The organism is Pedobacter terrestris, assembly GCF_052343045.1.
In the GTDB taxonomy this organism is placed as follows: Bacteria; Bacteroidota; Bacteroidia; order Sphingobacteriales; family Sphingobacteriaceae; genus Pedobacter.
In genome coordinates this window covers 4,716,281-4,736,337 of the sequence record NZ_CP180264.1, presented here as the reverse complement: position 1 = coordinate 4,736,337, position 20,057 = coordinate 4,716,281, and the positions used below count along the sequence as shown (strand labels likewise).

Below are 20,057 nucleotides of genomic sequence, written 5' to 3'. Positions count from 1 at the left end.
AATAAAAATATCTCATTAAATCAATTAAAAAATATTTTTAGTCATATCAATCCAGAAAGCCTAAAAACTCTTTAAATCGCTTAAAAAATGCCAAAAATAAAAGGTCAATATTTTAACCTCAAAAATGCCTGCATATTATTGTGTTTATTGCTGCTTGCTGCGTGTGCCAGTATCCAAGCGCCCCAAGGTGGGCCAAGAGATACTACGCCGCCAAAGATTTTAAATATGACACCAAAAAATCAGACGCGGAATTTCACGGCAAAAAAAATACTGATTGAATTTGATGAATATTTTAATATCAAAGATGAGTCTAAGGAATTTTCCATTTCTCCTGAATTGGAAAGTACTCCGGTTTTAAAAAAGAAAAAAAAGAAATTGGAAATTACTTTGCCAGATTCTTTGGAAGAAAATACTACATATACTTTAAACTTTGGAAAATCTATTGCTGATGTAAACGAAAGCAACGTCGTAAAAAATCTATCTTATGTATTCTCTACCGGCCCTGAAATTGATTCATTATCCATTAGTGGGAAAGTAGATAATGCCTTAACCGGAGAATTGGAAAAAGAGGTGACAGTTTTGATATTACCTGTTCAAAGAGATACACTCTTCGGAAAAAAAAGACCTTCAATCTATACAACAACAGACAGCTCCGGAAATTATAAATTAAATAACCTAAGAGCAGGAAAATATAAGATCTATGCGTTAAAAGAAGGAACGAGCGGTGATAAAATTTATCAGCAAATTAATGACGAAGTGGGTTTTATTAAAGATCCAATAGTATTGAATGGAGATACCAACAATGTTAATCTGCAGGTATTTAAAGAAATAGCCAATGAATTTAGAGTGTTGGATCGCAAATTAAATAATGATGGCAGTCTATCACTTTTATTTAATAAATCGCTTAAATCGCCTAAAATCACCATAACTGATCCACCAAAAACAGACGAAGGTAAATATGTTCATTTCAACAAGACCAATGATACAGTACGCATTTGGTTAACCGATTTAACCTTCGATTCAACCAAAGTTGCGATCCAGGATGAAGGAAAAACCCTTCAAACTGTAAATATCACTCGCGGTAAAAAAGATACGTACACGCGCGACGTAAAAGCGGAAGACAATACGATATCCAATAAGCTTAACCCATTTAAAAAATACGCGCTTACTTTCAATTTTCCCATCACAGCAGCAGATGCTTCAAAAATTACCTTAACTGAAGATTCTGTAAAGCGCACAAACTTTCAGGTGATTAAGGATTCTGTAGATTTTCTTAAATATTATGTTGTTTATCCCTGGAGAAACAAAAGAACTTATGAATTGACCCTAGGTGCAGACGCGTTTACGGCCATATTTAACGCTAAAAACAAAGAGTTTAAGAAACTTTTCCAGTTGGAAAGTACCGATAGCTATTCGTCATTAATGCTCAAAGTTAGCGTTCCTGATACCAGTAAAAGTTATATTGTGGAATTTATAAATGAGAAAAAAGTTCCAATAAAATCGGAGGTAATTTCTAAAGATACGAAGATTGCATTTCTACAAAATCCTGCCGGAAAATATTTCGTAAGGGTAATTTATGACGAAAACAAAAACGGAATCTGGGATACAGGAAATTTAAAAGATCAAACCCAACCAGAAAAAATCTGGTATTCTACAATGGAAATGTCACTAAAGCCAAACTGGGAACGTGAGGAAGTCCTCACCATTCCGAAACCGCCGGCACCATAATATTTAACAATTAAACCAGCTGGAATATAATTTATAATTGTCTGGCAATTTATTTAATAAAGCCCTTTGCTCTTCAGTAATGGGCTTTATTTGTTTTGCTGGGGTACCTGCATACAAAAAACCCGACTTACAAATTGTATTCTCTAAAACAACAGAACCGGCCGCAATTATACAATATTGTTCTATCACAGCATGATCCATTACGATTGCGCCCATTCCTATTAAGACATTATCTTCTACTGTGCAACCATGAACAATGGCATTGTGACCCACAGAAACCCGATTGCCAATATGTGTTGAAGCTTTCTGATATGTTGCATGAATAACTGCACCATCCTGAATGTTGGATTCATTACCAATAATAATGGCATTCACATCGCCCCTGATGACCGCATTAAACCAAACCGAGCAATTGTTTCCAAGTTTTACATCGCCAACAATAGTGGCATTCTCCGCAATAAAATTATCTCTTCCAATTTGTGGAGATTTTCCAAGGACAGGTAGTATTAAAGGCATAAAATTTTAATTAAAATAAAAAACTAGAACACAGTATCAACCAATATTTCGGCATGTGACGGATAATCTGTTGTATAATGAAGTCCCCTACTCTCTTTGCGCTGCATCGCAGATTTTATAACGAGATAGGCAGTTTGAATGACGTTCCTCAATTCGCACAATTTAACCGATACCTTATTCTTTTTATAAAACTCTTCAGTTTCCTGATAAATCAAAAATAATCTCCGGTGGGCACGTTCCAATCTGAAATCTGAACGCACGATCCCTACATAATCACCCATAATTTTCTGAAGCTCTCTGAGGTTATGCGTCACCAAAATATCTTCGTTAATTTGGGTTACACCTTGCGAATTCCAATCTGGAATATTATCCGGTATAGTGTTGTTTTTAAAATTAGCAATAGCATCCTGATATATGCGATGTGCAAACACGGTTGCCTCTAATAAGGAATTGGAAGCCAATCTATTGGCACCATGCAAACCTGTAGACGAACACTCGCCGCAAGCATATAAATTTTTGATAGAAGAACGTCCGTATTCATCAACCAATATACCGCCGCACATATAGTGAGAAGCTGGTGTAACCGGAATATAATCTTTGGTCATATCAATACCGATTGATAAACACTTTGCATAAATATTTGGAAAGTGCCTTAAAATATCTTCCTTACTGCGCATGGTAATGTCCAGGTAAACAAAATCATCGCCAGATTTTTTCATCTCATTATCAACCGCACGCGCAACTACATCTCTAGGTGCAAGAGATTTTCTTTCATCATACTCCTGCATAAACTCCTCACCGTTTTTACGGCGCAAAACTCCGCCAAAACCCCGTACAGCTTCAGAAATTAAAAAAGAAGGATACTCACCAGGATGATATAACGCCGTGGGATGAAACTGAATGAACTCCATATTCCTAACTTTTCCTTTAGCACGATAAACCATTGCCATACCATCGCCTGTCGCAATAACCGGATTAGTTGTAGCAGAATATACATGCCCGGCACCACCAGATGCCATCACTGTAACACTTGCTAAGATCTTTTCCACATCGTTAAGCTCTGTATTAAAGGCATATATCCCATAACAGTTAATATCTTCAGTGCGCTTATCCACAAATTCACCTGTGTGGTGCTGGGTTATCAACTCCAAAGCGAAGTAATGTGTTAATATCTCTATGTTGGAATTGTCATGAATCTCTTTTAGCAATACCCGTTCTATCTCATATCCCGTGATGTCTTTATAGTGCAAAACCCGATGTTCTGAATGGCCTCCTTCTTTAGCGAGATCATAAAAACCAGCATTATCTTTATCGAAGTTTATACCATAATCTATAATCTCTTGTATACGCTGAGGCCCCTCTGTTACAACGATTTCCACGATCTCAGGGTCGCATAAACCATCTCCTGCAACCAGCGTATCTTCTATATGTTTCTCAAAAGAATCGCCCTTATCTACAACAACCGCAACGCCTCCCTGGGCATATTTTGTGTTCGATTCGTCTTCGTTTGACTTGGTAACGATTAAAACTTTACCATATTTTGCTGCTTTAAGTGCAAAACTCAAACCCGCTATTCCAGAGCCGATTACCAGAAAATCTACTTTCCTCATTAATAAAAACCTTTACTTTATCCACGATGTTAACAAATATTGAATAAGTGTTAATTCTATGTATATATTATGCTAACAAATTTATTTGAATGTTTAAAGCTACTCTAAAAACACAATTTGCCACAATCTTTTCCGCAATTTTTGAGCAACATTCTACAAGTAATTAACTTTTCACACACTTATAAACAATTAACATTCTGTTATTGATAAATATTGAAGTCGAAATAGATGGTATTGAAAATCAGTCTTATGATGTTAAAGAAATGTAATCTAAATGTTGGTAAACGTCTAATAAGTTATTTGGAAGAAAGAAAATTCCGATTTTTGTTAACAATACTAACACACTAATAAACAAATAAGATTTCTTTAATTAAATATTTTATTAATTATTGAGATGTGGAAAGGCTGTATATTTGACCCTCCTTCAAAATCAACAAAAAAAGAATTTTAACAGATGATAGATACCTTAGAAGAAATTAACAAAAAAGGCTTTGTTGAAGAAGACATTGATCCGACGCTGGATTTATTCGCTGAGATTCAGCGATTAAAGAAAGAGAAGAATGCAATTATTCTTGCACACTACTATCAAGATCCTGATCTTCAGGATATAGCAGATTATATTGGCGATAGTTTAGGCCTTTCTCAAGAAGCCGCCAAAACAGATGCTGATGTAATTGTATTTGCAGGCGTACATTTTATGGCAGAAACAGCCAAAATTTTATCGCCTAAAAAAACAGTTTTACTGCCAGATGTTAAGGCAGGATGTTCATTAGCAGACAGTTGTCCGCCGCATTTATTTAAAAAGTTTAAGGAAAAATATCCAGATCATCTGGTTATAACCTATGTAAACTGTACAGCCGAACTTAAAGCTTTAAGTGATATTGTCTGTACCAGTACCAATGCGGTGCAAATTGTAGAGAGTTTACCTAAAGACCAAAAAATTATTTTTGGACCAGATCGTAATCTGGGTGCTTATGTAGCTAAAAAAACTGGTCGGGATTTGGTACTGTGGAACGGTGCGTGTATGGTTCATGAAATTTTCTCTCAAGAAAAAATTACAAAGCTTAAAGAACGCCATCCACAAGCAAAGTTTATTGCGCATCCAGAATGTGAAGATGTTGTATTGCAAATGGCAGATTATATCGGTTCTACAACCGGACTTTTAAAATACGCCATTTCCAATCCGGCTACAGAATTTATTGTGGCAACAGAAAGTGGAATTATCCATCAAATGGAAAAAGCTTGTCCGGATAAAACTTTTATTCCGGCTCCGCCAAACAATAGTTGTGCATGTAACGATTGTCCGTACATGAAAAGAAATACGCTGGAAAAGTTATATTTATGTTTGAAAAACGGTTCGCCTGAAGTTACTGTTGCAGAACACATCATTGAGCAGGCCCGTAAACCGATTCAACGAATGCTTGATATTTCTGCAGAGCTGGGGTTATAATAAATAACAAGTCATTGCGAGGCACGAAGCAATGACGGAAAAATAACTACATGGAAAAAAACAATATACTTAAAAATTATTCTGGCTTATTGTGGCTTTTGGTGGGTATTACTGCCGGAAGTGTAGTTGGTTTAATTTTTGGAAAAAGTGTAGAAGCAATAAAACCCATGGGCGATATTTTTCTAAACTTGTTGTTTACTGCCGTAGTTCCACTGGTATTTTTTGCGGTTTCTTCTGCACTTGCGAATATAGACAGATCTAAAAAATTAGGTAAACTGTTAACTGTAATGGTGCTGGTTTTTCTGTCTACGGTTTTAATATCGGCAATTGTTACACTTGCTGCAAACTGGATTTTTCCGATTCACGAAAATTTAATTGCATCAAATCCGGTATCGGAAACCGGTAAAATGCAATCTGTTGGCGAACAACTTACACAGCTGCTCACCGTTGGCGAGTTTTATGAAATTGGGAGCAGACGAAGCATGCTGGCATTAATTATTTTTTCAGTACTTGTTGGCTTTTCAACTTTATATGCAGGCGAAGCGGGCGATGGTTTTAAGAAGTTTATTGTTTCTGGCAATGAAGTAATGAAAAAACTTATTGTACTCATTATGAAACTTGGCCCCGTTGGCCTCGGCGCATATTTTGCTTACCAGGTTGGTGTTTTTGGTCCGCAACTTTTTGGTACATATGCAAAAGCGCTGGGTTTGTATTACGGGGTTGGTGCATTTTATTTTGTTGTGTTTTTTAGTTTTTATGCATTTGTTGCCGGTGGTTTTAAAGCAATAAAAATTTTCTGGAAAAACAATATCGTACCCTCGCTAACATCAATCGGGACATGTAGCAGTATTGCAACTATCCCGGCAAATCTTGATGCAACGTTAAAAATGGGTGTTCCGGGATATATTGCCAATGTAACGATTCCGCTTGGATCAACGTTACATAAAGATGGGTCAAGCATCAGTTCAATTGTAAAAATTGCGGTTGTATTTGCCATTTTCGGTAAAGAACTTGCCCACGTAGATACGATTATAATTGCTTTAGGTATTACCGTTTTGGTTAGTGTGGTTGAAGGCGGGATTCCAAATGGCGGATATATTGGCGAACTTTTAATGATTTCGGCATATCAACTTCCGCCAGAAGCGTTGCCGCCAGCGATGATTATCGGAACTTTGGTAGATCCAATGGCAACCTTACTGAATGCAACAGGCGATAATGTTTGCGCGATGTTAATTGCCCGTTTTGTAGAAGGCAAAAATTGGATGTTAAAGAGATAATCTGTTTGAATAAATTGTAAATTAATTAGTCTTAGGACAACAAAAAAATATGTTTGAAAATAAAGAACGTACAGATATTAATGAATTAGGCGAGTTTGGTTTGATTAAACACCTCACTACAAATTTTAAAATTAAAAACGAATATTCTGTAAAAGGAATTGGAGATGATGCGGCCGTATTGGATTCAAAAGGGAAACAAACACTGGTATCTACAGATTTACTTTTGGAAGGTATTCATTTTGATTTGGCTTACGTGCCGCTTATGCATTTGGGTTACAAAGCCGTTCAGGTAAATTTAAGTGACATTTATGCAATGAATGGAAAAGCCAGTCAGATTACGGTGTCAATTGGTGTTTCCAGTAAATTTCCTTTAGAAGCAGTAGAAGAAATTTATAAAGGAATAGAACTTGCCTGCAATAAATACAACATTGATTTGATTGGCGGCGACACTTCATCAAGCAAACAAGGTTTGGTTATTAGCATTACCAGTATTGGTTATGCAGATGCAGATAGATTGGTATTCAGAAATGGTGCACAAGAGCATGATCTACTTTGTGTTTCCGGAGATTTGGGTGGCGCTTACGTTGGACTTCAAATTTTAGAGCGCGAGAAGTTAATCTATTTAGAGAACCCTCAGATCCAACCCGATCTTGAAGGAAAAGATTACATTATAGAACGCCAGTTAAAACCAGAAGCGAGAATGGATATTGTGGCACTTCTGGAAGAAATGAATATTAAACCGACTTCGATGATTGACGTATCAGACGGTTTAGCTTCAGAAATTCTGCATCTTGCACAAGAGTCTGATAAAGGAATTACAATTTACGAAGAAAAAATTCCGCTAGATCCAATGACATATGAAACTGCACGTGAGTTGGGAATAGATCCGACAGTTTGTGCACTGAGCGGCGGCGAAGATTATGAATTGTTATTTACGATCAGTCAGGAAGATTATAAAAAATTGAAACATGATGTAGACATAACAGTAATCGGGCACGTAACCGATAAAAATTCTGGATGCAAAATGATTTCTAAATCGAACAATGTTCACGAATTGAAAGCTCAAGGTTGGAACGCATTCAAAAAATAAAATAAATTAATTCTTATTTAGGGCGCTGGGTTTATCACTCAGCGCTTTTTTTATGCGTTGTATTTGGAGCCTGAAAAATAAATCTGCTATTCATTCTTTACGCTTTTGTTCATTATCTTTGATTGTTCATGATAAATGATCCATGTAAGATATGAACAATGAGATATCACGAAATAATATTTAACGCACTTAATAAATTGGAAACCATAACAGGTATAACTTCTGTTGTGGAACTTGATCAGGAAAAAGATGGAGAAGGATTTGTTGAACTGAAATTTAATAACAACGCCGCAAAGCTGATTTTAAAAACCAGAAAGGAGCTGCGTATTAAAGACCTGGAAGTTCTGGAAGCCGATGCTTTTGCGCTCGGTTCTGAAATGCTTATTATCGCACATTATATTCCCAGTACGTTAAAAATAGAATTGCGTAAAAAAAATATCAGCTATTTAGAGGTGGCCGGAAACTGCATGCTGAAAACGGATGAAATCTTCATCTTTATTAATGATCAGCAAGTTACACCAGTTCGTATACCGATTACAGGTAAGTTGTGGAAAGTGGCAGGTTTGAGGTTTTTATTTGCTGTATTAAACGACGTAGATTTATTAAAACGCTCTTATCGTACAATTGCCGAAAAATCTAATATTGCTTTAGGCGCGGTTGGAGGTTTGGTAGATGAATTAAAACGTGGTAATTATATTGATGAAAATATGGTTTTGCCCGATAAACGTGAAGTACTCATAGAAAAATGGGCTACGCAGTTTGAATTGGTTTTAAAACCGAGGCTCCACACTGGCCGTTTTCGTTTCTCAAATCAAGAAATGCGAATGAACTGGCAAAATATAAAAGTTCAAAAATTTTTGTGGGGTGGCGAAATTGCCGGAGAAATTTTAGTTGGGCGTAACAATCCAACTGTTTTTACCGCCTATAGCAACGATACGATTATGAATCTGATCAATACTTTTCAAATGGTTCCCGATCCTGAAGGCGAAATTTATTTGTATGAACAATTTTGGATAGAAAGTGAAAGCGACGATCCAAAGTTTAAAAGAAGCGTGCCCGCACTTGTTGCATACGCAGATTTGATCAACAGCTTTAATGGGCAAAATATTAATGCTGCCGGACGGATAAAAAGTGCTTATCTGAAATAACCAGCGGTTTTAAAACAATTCATTATTGTCTATATATTTGTTATCGATTTGCTTCGTTGCTCTTGCACCCAATTTCTTTATTTTTTCAGATGCATTTACCAAATTGCCAGAACCTTCAGATAATTTGTTAAGTGCTTTGTCATAAGCGTCTTGGCTTTGTTTTACGTATTTTCCAATATTCTCCATATCAGAAATAAAGCCAACAAATTTATCGTACATATTTCCGCTCAGACGCGCAATTTCCAATACATTTCGGTTTTGTCTCTCCTGTTTCCACATACTGGCAATGGTGCGTAATGTTGCCAATAACGTAGACGGACTTACAATAACCACTTTTCTATCCCATGCGAAATTGAATAAATCTGCATCTTTTTGAACCGCAACACTAAATGACGATTCTATCGGAACAAAAAGTAAAACAAAATCTGGCGAATTGATTTTATAAAGCGCCTGGTAATTTTTGTTAGAGAGTTCCTGAATATGGTTTTTTAAAGAGGCCAGATGCTGTTTAACGTAACCATCGCGCTCTTCATCTGTATCAGCAGAAACGGAACGCTCATACGCCACCAATGACACCTTAGAATCTACAATCAAATGCTTATCATCAGGCAAATCAATTACAACATCTGGTTGATAGCGGTTCCCATCAGAAGACATATGAGATGCTTGTATCCGATATTCCTGATCGCGAACTAAACCAGACCGTTCCAGAACCTTTTCCAGAATAACTTCTCCCCAGTTTCCCTGTTTTTTTGTATCTCCTTTTAAGGCTTTAGTGAGGTTATTTGCATCTTCCTGTATTTGTTTACTTTGATCCATCAGTAAAGAAATTACACCTTTCAATGTGTTGCGTTCATCAGATTCTGCTTTATAAACTTTTTCTACTTTATCTTCAAAAGCTTTGATATTTTCTTTCAGCGGATTTAAAATCAAATCGAGATTACTTCTGTTTTGCTCAATAAATTTTGTCGATTTTTCTTCCAGTATTTTATTGGCAATCAATTCAAAATCCTTATTAAACTTTTGCTGGTTTAGTTCTAAACTGGCTTTTTGTTCGGCCAGTTTTTCTTTTTCGGCCCGATAAAATGAACGTGTGCCTTCCAACTCTCGGTTTGCATCAGCAAGTCTGTCGCGCTCCAGTTGCAACTCATCTATCAAACGGTTTTGTTCCTGTTTCAGCAAAATGGTTATATGTTCTTTTTCTGATGACAAATTAGAAACCCTTTCATCAGCTTTTGCCAATGCGATTTTTAACTGCTCATTCTCGTTTTTTACGAAATCAAACTCTGCAGCTGTAATGGACGAAGTTGATTGTGGTTTTTTAAAGAAAAAGATAATCAGAACAATTAAAATAACAAGTAAAAGGCCAATAGATGCAATCTCCATAATGATAAAAATTTTAGTAAAAATCTAAATTTTAAATGAATTTACCAAAATAATGTGCGATGCAATTGCTGAATTAATTTAGATAAAATGCATCGTTACAGCAACACATTCAGTGAATTATAAGTTCTTCCTAAGGGATAAAAATTTGAAGATTCTAATAAAATAATTATCATTGAAGTACTTAGATATTTAATATGAATGAACTTACGGTCAGGATTTCATGCGCAGATCGCGTGGGTCTGGTAACCAGTATTACCAACGTTTTAGCCAATCACCAACTCAATATTATCGCCATGCGTGAGTTTGTAGATGAGCCAAATAAACAATTTTTTACCAGGATTGCATGCACAGGCGTTAATATAGAATTAAATTTACTTCGTGATCAATTGCTTGAAAAATTGCCAGAAGCTGCACAGATTGATCTGATTGATGAAAACGCAAAGAAAATTGTGGTTTTGGTAACTAAAGAATACCATTGTTTGGCAGAAATTCTGATTAAGAACCAATTTAAAACGCTTGGTGCAGAAGTTGTGGCTGTGATTGGAAACTATGAAGATTTACGGAGTTTTAGCGAGAAACTCGGCATTCCCTATTTTTATGTTTCTCATGTTGATAAAGAAAAATCGTTGTTTGAAGCCGAACTTAAAGCGATTATTAACCGATTTGATGCAGATTATATCGTATTGGCAAAGTTTATGAGAATCCTTTCTCCTGCTTTTGTTGGAGATTACGAAGGACGAATTGTAAATATACATCACTCTTTTCTTCCAGCTTTTATTGGCGCAAATCCATATCGGCAAGCTTTTGAACGTGGTGTAAAAATTATTGGTGCTACAGCACATTTCGTAACCAACAATTTAGATGAAGGACCAATTATTACACAACATACAGCTTCGGTTGATCATAATTTTGGCGTAAAAGAAATGGTTCGGGCGGGAAAAGAAATCGAAAAAAAAGTTTTGCTTGATGCGCTTGAACTAATCGTTGAAGATCGTGTTTTTGTGAGTGGAAATAAAACCATCGTTTTCAAATAAATCCGTCAGATTAAAAGTCTATTATTCCTTTAAGATAGCATTTCAACTATTGGTTTAGTTTTATTAACCAGATTGTTCAATTTAAAATACATCATCAACTTTACTTTTTTCATTTTGTTTTAAGTTTAACAAAGACAGAATTAGAGATTTTTTGGTGTGAAAAATGAGCGTTCACATTGGTGCAATAACTAGGTGTTTTGTTTGTTGTTGATGTTCATTTTCGTTTCCAAATTTGATCATCGAAACATATCATTTCCTTTCAAAAAAAGGCTTTTAACACACATTTTTTCCTGTTTTTTGATTTCGATATAAAAGAAACTAAATCCAATTTTTTTTATATCGCACAGCATATCACTCCCTTAGCCGATCTTGTTTTTTTGTCTAAATTTTTGATAGAGACCTTGGGCAATCTTTCTCTGTACAGGTTTATTTTTTACAATTGGCGAATGGAAAGCTTCGTTTTTTGTATACAGAAAAAATATTGGGAACGCTTTTTGATATACCGCAAATGAAAAACATACATAAGGAAAATGGGAGTTTATTTAATATTAATCATCCCGGTATTAGTGTTGAGCATGTTCGTCCAGTGGAGATTCAGAAATAAGTTTTCTAAATATGCCGAGATGGAACTCAGCTCAGGTTTATCGGGCAAAGAGGTAGCTGAAAGAATGCTACATGATAATGGGATATACGATGTGAAGGTGATGAGTACTGAAGGACAATTAACGGATCATTACAATCCGACAGATAAAACGGTCAATCTGAGCACCGATGTATATTATAGCCGTAGTGTTGCGGCTGCTGCAGTTGCAGCGCACGAGTGTGGACATGCTTTGCAACAGGCAAAATCTTACAGTTGGTTGCAGCTTAGAAGCAGTATGGTTCCTGTTGTGAGCATTTCTTCTAACCTGTTGCAATGGGTATTGTTAATCGGTGTGTTACTAATCGGTTTTACCGGAAATCCAATTGTTTTGGCTATTGGTGTTGCTGGTTTAGCTTTGGTAACCATATTCAGTATAATTACCTTGCCAGTTGAGTTTGATGCAAGTAACAGAGCGCTTTCCTGGTTGAAAACAAATTATGGCGTAATGCAAACTCAGGAAGAAAATGCGCAGGCTAAAGATGCATTATGGTGGGCAGCAATGACTTATGTTGTTGCTGCTGTAGGCGCACTGGCCAATTTACTTTACTATGCATCTATGCTCTTTGGAAGAAGCAGAGATTAAAGAATATCTAACTATGAAAACCGAGCGGTTAAGGATGAAAATCCTTACCGCTTTTTTTATGCAAAAAATTAAATTAGTTGAGTTTGAAAGGTGCTATAAGCTGAAACTCCGGAATATTTACATCAAATTCAGCATCGTCCATTAAACGTTTCATCAAATAGGTTCCATGCATGGTGCCCATATCTGTTTTAAGGTTGCATCCAGAAACGTAAACATGTGTTTCGCCAGGATTGATAACTGGCTGCAAGCCTACAACGCCCTCTCCTTCTACTTCTCTTTTACTGCTGTTGGAATCGAAAATATACCATTGTCTACGCAACAACTGAACAGCATAATCTGAAAGGTTTGAAATTTCTACCCTGTAGGCGAACATAAAATGTTCATTTGTCGGATTTGAATATTCTGGTTGGTAAACAGTTTCTACTGAAACTTTAACTCCATCTGTAATTGCTGTAACCATGATTTATTTCGGGTGTATAAAACAGTTTTCAAAAATCAAGCCAGTACCTTGGTTGCATCGAAATCTGCAAATTTTTCTGCCACTTCGTCTAAAATGCTGTAAATGTTATTAATATCAGGCTCTGCCACCAGTTTCATTCGGTATGATTTAAAGTCTGGCAATCCTTTAAAGTAATTGGCATAGTGACGCCTCATTTCAAAAATTCCCGTTTTCGGGCCTTTCCATTCGATTGATTTTTCCAGGTGTGTTCTGCAAACATCAATACGTTCTTCAATTGTTGGGCCGGCCAAACGTTCGCCGGTTTTAAAGAAATGTTTTACTTCTCTAAAAATCCAAGGGTAACCAATTGCGGCACGGCCGATCATGATTCCATCAATTTCATATTCTAAGCGCCAGTCTGCAGCTTTCGCCGGACTGTCCACATCTCCGTTTCCAAAAATTGGAATTTTTATTCTTGGGTTTCGTTTAATTTCGCGGATCAGTGTCCAATCGGCTTCGCCTTTATACAACTGCGCACGGGTTCTTCCATGAATGGTTAAGGCTTGTATACCCACATCTTGGAGGCGTTCTGCAACTTCATATACATTTTTGGTATTGTCATCCCAGCCCAGGCGCGTTTTTACTGTAACCGGAAGGTGCGATGCTTTAACAACGGCATCAGTCATTTTCACCATTTTATCTATGTCTTGTAAAAGACTAGAGCCGGCACCTTTGCACACCACATTTTTTACCGGGCAACCATAATTGATGTCTACTAAATCTGGGCCGGCGGCAGAAGCAATTTCAGATGCTTCACGCATGTGTTCAATATCTCCACCAAAGATCTGTATTCCAATAGGTCTTTCATATTCAAAAATATCCAGTTTTGCCCGGCTTTTTGCCGCATCTCGGATCAACCCTTCCGAAGAAATAAATTCTGTATACATCATATCCGCTCCATTTTGTTTGCACACAAAGCGGAAAGGCGGATCGCTCACATCTTCCATCGGGGCAAGCAATAAAGGGAATTCTCCTAAATCTATATTTCCTATCTTTACAGACATTTTTTTCTATATTGAAATACTTAAAACTCAGGCAAAGGTACAAATAATGAATTTTCCAAACGCTAGTAAAGAGGAAATCAACCCCTTCTTACAACTACTTTTACTTATTGCTTACGCAATTTTAGGAACATTGGTTTTTACCACATTGGCTGGAGGCATTGTTTTTATCTTTTATGGGAAAGATGTTGTACTACAGATTCTCTCCAGCCAGATTACCGATTCCAGTATTGATGGCTTCAAAATTTTGCAGGCATTTAGTTCTTCTGTTGGTATGATGGCCGCGCCGGCGATATTACTGGCGCTTACAGAAAAAATAAAATTAACCTCTTTCTACAGGTTTAAAAAAGTGACCGTTTTGCCTTTGTTGCTCGTATTTTTAATTCTGTTTGCCAGTTTGCCATTTATGGAATGGGTAACGTTGCTCAATCAGAAAATGAGCTTGCCCAGCGCTTTGAGTGGCATTGAAGCCTGGATGAAACAATTAGAAGAATCTGCTGCACAGGCAACAATTAAACTCATTACGGTAAGGAACAATTTCGATTTTGTTGTTAATCTGGTTGTAATCGCGCTGCTGCCAGCTATAGGAGAAGAACTTTTGTTTCGTGGCGGTGTACAACGCACTTTGCACAGAATGTATGGCAACCCGCATGCATCCATTTGGCTATCGGCAATTATTTTTAGTGCCATACACATGCAGTTTTATGGTTTTATCCCCCGGATGCTTCTTGGCGCTGGTTTCGGCTACTTATATTATTACAGCGGAAGTTTATGGTACGCCATGTTTGGCCACTTTTTAAATAATGGTTACGCGGTATGTGTGGCCTTTTATATGCAAAAAAACAATCTTCCATTAGATAAAGTAGACGAACCCGTTGGCTTTCCGTGGTACGGCTATTTAATTAGTGCAATAATAACCCTAGCTTTGTTCGGATTTTTTAAACAGACTATACAGCGTGAGCGAAAATTGGATTAAAGTATATACCACAAGCGATACATTCGCTGCAGAAGTGTTGAAACAAGGACTAACAGAAGCTGGGATTCCGGCGGTAGTAATCAATAAACAAGTTTCTGCTTATAATATTGGAGAAATCAATGTATTGGTAAATAAAGATGATTTTAACCAGGCCATTGAATACATCGTTCAAAATGAGATTGAATAGAAAATGCTTCAATACAATTCTTTTTTAATCCCCAACAAATGAAAACCAGAGCCATAACAGCCTTTTTTTTTACCATCGTAATGCTTGCGTCCATTCTTTTGGGTAGCTATACATTTTCGATATTTTACCTTGTATTGAGTATACTCAGTTTATTTGAGTTCTATAAACTTGTAAAAACTTCCGGCATCCGGCCGCATAGAAATATTGGTTTGATTGCCGGCGCATTAATTTTTTTAATGGCTGCAGGTCTGCATTACCTACGTTATGATACCAAGTACTTGCTTTTATGTATTCCGTTAATTTTCTCGGTATTTATATCAGAGCTGTATAAAAAGAACAAAATTCCATTTGCCAATATTTCTTACACTTTTGTTGGTTTCATCTATGTAACGGTACCATTCTGTTTTTTCCATGCATTGGGTTTCATAGAAAACTGGAACCACTACAGTTTTCATTATCCTTTGTCTTTTATGCTGATGCTTTGGGCAAACGATACCGGCGCTTATCTATTTGGAATGAAGTTTGGAAAACGGAAGTTATTTGAACGCCACTCGCCTAAAAAAAGTTGGGAAGGTTTTTTGGGAGGGATGTTTACCAGCGTGGTTGCAGCCATTGCTTTATCTTTTTTCTTTACAGAAAAAATTCCCTTGGTTTGGGCCGGAATGGCCATTTTGATCTCTTCTTTTGGTACACTTGGAGATTTGATTGAATCGATGCTGAAACGAAGTTTAGATACCAAAGACAGTGGCGGCTTGTTGCCAGGACATGGCGGTTTACTGGATCGTTTTGATGGGTTATTGCTTGCAGCGCCGGTTGTATATGCGTACTTATATTTGATATTGTATTAAAATTTATCGCTTCTTGCTGAGCGAAACCACAAAGTATTTTCTTTCTACATCGAAACCCGCATTACTTTTAATCTGCTCTGTTTTTTCTGTAATGTGACTGATTATAAAACCAGATTTTTCAAGAATTGGTTGCAACTCCTTCACATCATACAGTTTAAATCCGTAAGGCGTAAAGGGAAGTGTTTCCATGAAAGATTTATCTGCAAAACAAATACTCATGGAGCCAGAAGGCTTTAACACGCGATTTATTTCTTTTAAGTACGAAACTGGATCAGGCCAGAAATAGATCGTATTTACGGTAAATATTTTATCAAAAAAAGCATCTTGATAAGGAATATTTGTTCCATTTGAGCAGATAAACTGAGCCTTTCCCATTGCTGTAAATTGCTGATTTATCTTTTTTGCCTCGTCAACAATCGTTTCAGAAATATCAATTCCAAAAAAGGTAACACCAGGTGATTTTTGGAAAAGAGCAGCCAAATGACCAGCATTTCCATGTCCAATTTCCAATACCTTTTCTCCATTTTGAAGGTTGAGATCATCAATTGCGGAATGCGTCATTCCGATATTATTGACATTCATCATCTCGCCGGTTTTAATGCCGTGTTCGCCTTCAGGGCAACACAATTGTTTGGCAATTGCTATAAAATCTTGTTCACTGTGCTTCTTTTCCATTTTGCTTTTTTTCAAACTTAACTACAGCAGGCAAAAGAAAATTACAAGATTTCTGCAAAATTTTGTACGATTATTTAATTACCTGTACCGGTTTCTTTTGCTCATCAATAGCCACAAAAGTAAAATCGCCATGTACGGCAAGTTCTCGTCCTTCGGTATACATTTGTTCGATGTAAATTTCTACGTTCACTTTTAAACTCGTGTTTCCAACATGGATTACCTTACCGATTAATTCTACAATTGTACCCGCCGGAATTGGTTTTTTAAAGTCGATGCGGTCACTGCTTACAGTAACCATAATTTGCCTGCTAAAACGTGTTGCAGTAATAAAAGCCACTTCATCCATCAAATGCATGGCAGTACCACCAAAAAGCGTATCGTAATGATTGGTTGTATTTGGGAAAACAGCTTTGAATATACTGGTTTTAGAGTTCTGGATTCTTTCTTCTAACGTCATGTTTTTGAATAAATTTTGGCAACATCCGGTAAATTGCCGAATGTTGCCAAAGCTATAACTTAGTTGTGTAAAACATAGGCTAATTGCCAATTTTTCACATAATTAGCGGGTTTAATTAGCCAAAACAGCTTCTGTTTTGCGCATTTCTTTTGCTGCCTCAACCATTTCTATCAATGCTTTTCTGGTTTCGTCCCAGCCGCGCGTTTTCAAACCACAATCCGGATTTACCCACAGTTGTTCGCCAGGAATAACCGATTTTGCTTTCTGCAGCAACTGTAGCATTTCTTCTTTTTTGGGTACGCGCGGCGAATGAATATCGTAAACACCAGGGCCAATTTCATTTGGGTATTTAAAGTCGGCGAAGGCATCCAATAATTCCATTTGTGAGCGTGATGTTTCAATTGTAATTACATCGGCATCCATATCCGCAATATTCTCAATAATATCGTTAAACTCAGAATAACACATATGTGTATGGATTTGAGTACCATCTTTAACGCCGCTTGCCGAAATTTTAAATGCATTTACTGCCCAATTTAAGTATTCCTGCCATTTACTTTTACGCAAAGGCAAACCCTCTCTAATGGCAGGTTCATCAATCTGTATAATTTTAATTCCGGCATTTTCCAGATCACACACTTCATCTCTGATGGCCAAAGCAATCTGTTTGCAGGTTTCTGAACGAGGTTGGTCATTCCGCACAAAAGACCATTGCAAAATGGTTACCGGACCGGTTAACATGCCCTTCATGTATTTTGTGGTAAGCGATTGTGCGTAGCTTGTCCATTTTAGCGTCATTGGTTTTGGTCTGGAAACATCGCCGAAAATAATTGGCGGTTTAACACACCTTGAACCATAACTTTGTACCCATCCGTTTTTAGAAAAGGCAAAACCTTCCAATTGCTCGCCAAAGTATTCAACCATGTCATTCCGTTCAAATTCGCCATGTACCAAAACATCTAAACCAATTTCTTCCTGCCATTTAACAGCCTTTGCTGTTTCTTCTGCAATTAAGCTATTGTATTCTTCAAGGGTGTAGGTTCCATTTTTAAATTTAGCACGCCAGCTTCTAACTTCTGTCGTTTGCGGAAAAGATCCAATTGTCGTAGTTGCATAATTGGGTAATGACAGGTTTTGCTGTGTAATTTTACGCGATGGAAAGGCGCTAAATCTTTGTGCATCTTTATCTGTTAATGCTGCTGTACGTGCCTTTACCGTTGGATTATGGATGACTTTAGCATCTCTTCTATTTGCAATTGCAAGCTTGTTCTCTTCAAATTGCTGCGTGGTAGATGCAGGGCTTTCTTTGCTGATTAATTTTCTTAAGATTACAGTTTCTTCAATTTTTTGCTTGGCAAAAGCCAACCACTGCTTTATCTCTGCATTAAGATTCTGTTCGTTTGTTTCATTTTCGAGGTCTACTGGCGAGTGGATTAATGAACAGGAAGGCGAAATCCAGACGCGTTCTGTGCCGAGTTGTTTTGTTGCTGTTTCGATCACGGCTAACGATTTTTCGAAATCATTTTTCCAAATGTTGCGGCCGTCCACAAGTCCGAGAGAAAGTGTCTGTTCAGGTTGCAAAGATTGGATTACTGTAGTTAACTGATCTGCTCCGCGAACCAAATCTACATGTAAAACATCTATCGGTAAAGCTGTTGCCAAACCTGTATTTTCGCCCAGGTTTTCGAAATATGTAGCCAAAACGATTTTTAGTTTCGGAAAAGCTTTTCTGATTTCTGCATATACATATTGAAGTGCGGCTTTCGCTTTCTCCGATAAATCTAGCGTTAGGAAAGGCTCATCAAACTGAATATATTGCACATCAAGTGCTTTAAGGCGGGTAAGAATTTCGAGATATACCGGAAGGAGATTTTGAATTAAATCAATCCGTTCAAAGCCAGCTTCTTTTTCTTTGCCAAGCAAAAGGTAAGAAACAGGGCCGATTAACACTGGTTTAGTGATAATGCCCAATTGTTTGGCTTCATAAAACTCGTCGATAATTTTTGTCGAAAATAGTTTAAAAGGCTGGTCTTTGTAAAATTCCGGAACAATGTAGTGGTAATTGGTATCAAACCATTTGGTCATTTCCATTGCAACTACATCCAAACCATCTTTTTGATAGCCGCGCGCCATAGCAAAGTACAGATCAAGCTCTGCATTTCCCTTTTTCAGAATTACTTCGTTATACCTTTTCGGGATGGCGCCAAACATCAAAGAATGATCAAGTACGTGATCATAAAAGGAGAAATCGTTAGACGGAATAACATCAATTCCGGCATCTTTCTGTAATTGCCAATTTTCGTGGCGAATGTTTTTTCCTACCTGAAGTACGTTTTTCAATCCGGTTTTTTCTGCCCAATAATTTTCGCAGATTTTCTTCAGTTCGCGGTGACTACCAATGCGCGGGTAGCCTAAGTTTTGCGTTTGCATTGCTTTTAAAGATTAAGTAAATAAATCGTTAAAAGTTCTTTTCTATATTGCCTGGGCAGAAAAAATTGGAAAGCAGAAGGCAACAGCACACCAAAAAATGGGCGCAGAAATTGAATAAATTTAATTTATCCTGTACCTATCAGACCTGACCAATTGCTTCATACCGCGAAAGCATCGTCAATTCAATAATGGCAGGTCTCCTGACTTATCTCCAATCTTATCGCCTTCCCATTCCGATGTTTTGAAACAGTGGCATTTTGATAAGATCGTTGTCCTGATGGACAAGATTTACAGTTGCGCGACAGCTCGTGATTTTCACACGATTCCCTTTTAATCCCGATCCGCATCGGGAACCTATACTGGTTGATGAAAAATAAAGTTAAGAACTTACATCAAAGGCAAATGTAGACATTCGGGCGCAGGATTTCAGGAAATATCGTTTTTAATGCATCTTACTGTTCCAAAAATTTAAAGTAACAAATTTAGCGCAAGCCGTTTATAAAAATTTTTCTACAGTAT

General features: G+C 37.1%; 18 protein-coding genes and 1 riboswitch. Of the genes, 10 read left to right on the top strand and 8 right to left on the bottom strand.

Translation table 11 applies throughout. The annotated features are described in order from the left end of the window. The first annotated feature begins 87 nt into the window (after nucleotides 1-87). Complete coding sequence (locus tag ACJVDH_RS20325) at nucleotides 88-1,728, top strand: Ig-like domain-containing protein (RefSeq protein ID WP_443945236.1); 1,641 nt, start codon at nucleotides 88-90, stop codon at nucleotides 1,726-1,728. Nucleotides 1,729-1,731: 3 nt separating this feature from the next. Here the strand turns inward: ACJVDH_RS20325 and ACJVDH_RS20320 are convergent, their stop codons facing one another. Both ACJVDH_RS20320 and nadB read right to left on the bottom strand, forming a co-directional pair. Beyond that, on the bottom strand, nucleotides 1,732-2,244 hold the full coding sequence (locus ACJVDH_RS20320) for a gamma carbonic anhydrase family protein (protein ID WP_443945235.1): 513 nt from the start codon (nucleotides 2,242-2,244) through the stop codon (nucleotides 1,732-1,734). A 23-nt stretch (nucleotides 2,245-2,267) separates the two neighbouring features. Continuing rightward, nucleotides 2,268-3,854 (bottom strand): L-aspartate oxidase, encoded by a 1,587-nt coding sequence (nadB, locus tag ACJVDH_RS20315; protein WP_443945234.1) that lies wholly within the window; start codon nucleotides 3,852-3,854, stop codon nucleotides 2,268-2,270. 454 nt (nucleotides 3,855-4,308) lie between these two features. On the opposite strand from nadB, the gene nadA reads away from it, so the two are divergent. The 4 genes from nadA (at nucleotide 4,309) to ACJVDH_RS20295 (ending at nucleotide 8,819) form a co-directional block, all read left to right on the top strand. Next, on the top strand, nucleotides 4,309-5,304 hold the full coding sequence (nadA, locus tag ACJVDH_RS20310; protein WP_443945233.1) for a quinolinate synthase NadA: 996 nt from the start codon (nucleotides 4,309-4,311) through the stop codon (nucleotides 5,302-5,304). 50 nt (nucleotides 5,305-5,354) lie between these two features. Continuing rightward, a complete protein-coding gene (locus ACJVDH_RS20305) occupies nucleotides 5,355-6,581 on the top strand; it encodes a dicarboxylate/amino acid:cation symporter (protein WP_443945232.1) in 1,227 nt (408 codons plus the stop codon). 49 nt (nucleotides 6,582-6,630) lie between these two features. Further along, the gene (gene thiL / locus ACJVDH_RS20300) at nucleotides 6,631-7,671 is read left to right on the top strand and encodes a thiamine-phosphate kinase (protein WP_443945231.1); all 1,041 of its coding nucleotides are present in this window, start codon (nucleotides 6,631-6,633) and stop codon (nucleotides 7,669-7,671) included. A 158-nt stretch (nucleotides 7,672-7,829) separates the two neighbouring features. Beyond that, the gene (locus ACJVDH_RS20295; RefSeq protein ID WP_443945230.1) at nucleotides 7,830-8,819 is read left to right on the top strand and encodes a type IV toxin-antitoxin system AbiEi family antitoxin; all 990 of its coding nucleotides are present in this window, start codon (nucleotides 7,830-7,832) and stop codon (nucleotides 8,817-8,819) included. A 9-nt stretch (nucleotides 8,820-8,828) separates the two neighbouring features. On the opposite strand, the gene rmuC is transcribed toward ACJVDH_RS20295, so the two are convergent. Then, nucleotides 8,829-10,205, bottom strand: a complete 1,377-nt coding sequence (gene rmuC / locus ACJVDH_RS20290) for a DNA recombination protein RmuC (protein WP_443945229.1) — start codon at nucleotides 10,203-10,205, stop codon at nucleotides 8,829-8,831. Nucleotides 10,206-10,399: 194 nt separating this feature from the next. Between rmuC and purU the strand changes: the two genes are divergently transcribed. Both purU and ACJVDH_RS20280 read left to right on the top strand, forming a co-directional pair. Next, nucleotides 10,400-11,239: a formyltetrahydrofolate deformylase gene (gene purU, locus ACJVDH_RS20285; protein ID WP_443945228.1), complete on the top strand. Its 840-nt coding sequence runs from the start codon at nucleotides 10,400-10,402 to the stop codon at nucleotides 11,237-11,239. 530 nt (nucleotides 11,240-11,769) lie between these two features. After that, the gene (locus ACJVDH_RS20280; protein WP_443945227.1) at nucleotides 11,770-12,465 is read left to right on the top strand and encodes a zinc metallopeptidase; all 696 of its coding nucleotides are present in this window, start codon (nucleotides 11,770-11,772) and stop codon (nucleotides 12,463-12,465) included. Nucleotides 12,466-12,538: 73 nt separating this feature from the next. On the opposite strand, the gene apaG is transcribed toward ACJVDH_RS20280, so the two are convergent. Further along, nucleotides 12,539-12,925: a Co2+/Mg2+ efflux protein ApaG gene (gene apaG, locus ACJVDH_RS20275; protein WP_443945226.1), complete on the bottom strand. Its 387-nt coding sequence runs from the start codon at nucleotides 12,923-12,925 to the stop codon at nucleotides 12,539-12,541. A gap of 35 nt (nucleotides 12,926-12,960) precedes the next feature. Continuing rightward, nucleotides 12,961-13,968, bottom strand: coding sequence for a tRNA dihydrouridine synthase DusB (gene dusB / locus ACJVDH_RS20270; protein WP_443945225.1), 1,008 nt, complete (start codon nucleotides 13,966-13,968; stop codon nucleotides 12,961-12,963). 46 nt (nucleotides 13,969-14,014) lie between these two features. Here dusB and ACJVDH_RS20265 point away from each other — a divergent pair, with 46 nt between their 5' ends. From ACJVDH_RS20265 to ACJVDH_RS20255, 3 genes are read left to right on the top strand one after another with little or no spacing between them, the layout of a single operon-like run. Continuing rightward, complete coding sequence (locus ACJVDH_RS20265) at nucleotides 14,015-14,941, top strand: lysostaphin resistance A-like protein (protein ID WP_443945224.1); 927 nt, start codon at nucleotides 14,015-14,017, stop codon at nucleotides 14,939-14,941. Further along, a complete protein-coding gene (locus ACJVDH_RS20260) occupies nucleotides 14,922-15,128 on the top strand; it encodes a putative signal transducing protein (RefSeq protein WP_443945223.1) in 207 nt (68 codons plus the stop codon). The genes ACJVDH_RS20265 and ACJVDH_RS20260 overlap by 20 nt, the downstream gene beginning before the upstream one ends. 38 nt (nucleotides 15,129-15,166) lie before the next feature. Beyond that, the gene (locus tag ACJVDH_RS20255; RefSeq protein WP_443945222.1) at nucleotides 15,167-15,976 is read left to right on the top strand and encodes a phosphatidate cytidylyltransferase; all 810 of its coding nucleotides are present in this window, start codon (nucleotides 15,167-15,169) and stop codon (nucleotides 15,974-15,976) included. A 3-nt stretch (nucleotides 15,977-15,979) separates the two neighbouring features. Here the strand turns inward: ACJVDH_RS20255 and ACJVDH_RS20250 are convergent, their stop codons facing one another. The 3 genes from ACJVDH_RS20250 to metE all read right to left on the bottom strand — a co-directional run bounded on the left by ACJVDH_RS20250 (nucleotide 15,980) and on the right by metE (nucleotide 19,538). Continuing rightward, on the bottom strand, nucleotides 15,980-16,651 hold the full coding sequence (locus tag ACJVDH_RS20250) for a class I SAM-dependent methyltransferase (RefSeq protein ID WP_443945221.1): 672 nt from the start codon (nucleotides 16,649-16,651) through the stop codon (nucleotides 15,980-15,982). A 70-nt stretch (nucleotides 16,652-16,721) separates the two neighbouring features. Beyond that, entirely contained in the window at nucleotides 16,722-17,108 is a 387-nt protein-coding gene (locus tag ACJVDH_RS20245; protein ID WP_443945220.1) for an acyl-CoA thioesterase, read from the bottom strand. A gap of 111 nt (nucleotides 17,109-17,219) precedes the next feature. Beyond that, nucleotides 17,220-19,538 carry a 5-methyltetrahydropteroyltriglutamate--homocysteine S-methyltransferase gene (gene metE / locus ACJVDH_RS20240; RefSeq protein WP_443945219.1) on the bottom strand — a complete coding sequence of 773 codons (2,319 nt, stop codon included), beginning with the start codon at nucleotides 19,536-19,538 and terminating at the stop codon, nucleotides 17,220-17,222. Nucleotides 19,539-19,711: 173 nt separating this feature from the next. Further along, nucleotides 19,712-19,911: riboswitch (cobalamin riboswitch) on the bottom strand. Between the last annotated feature and the right edge of the window lie 146 nt (nucleotides 19,912-20,057).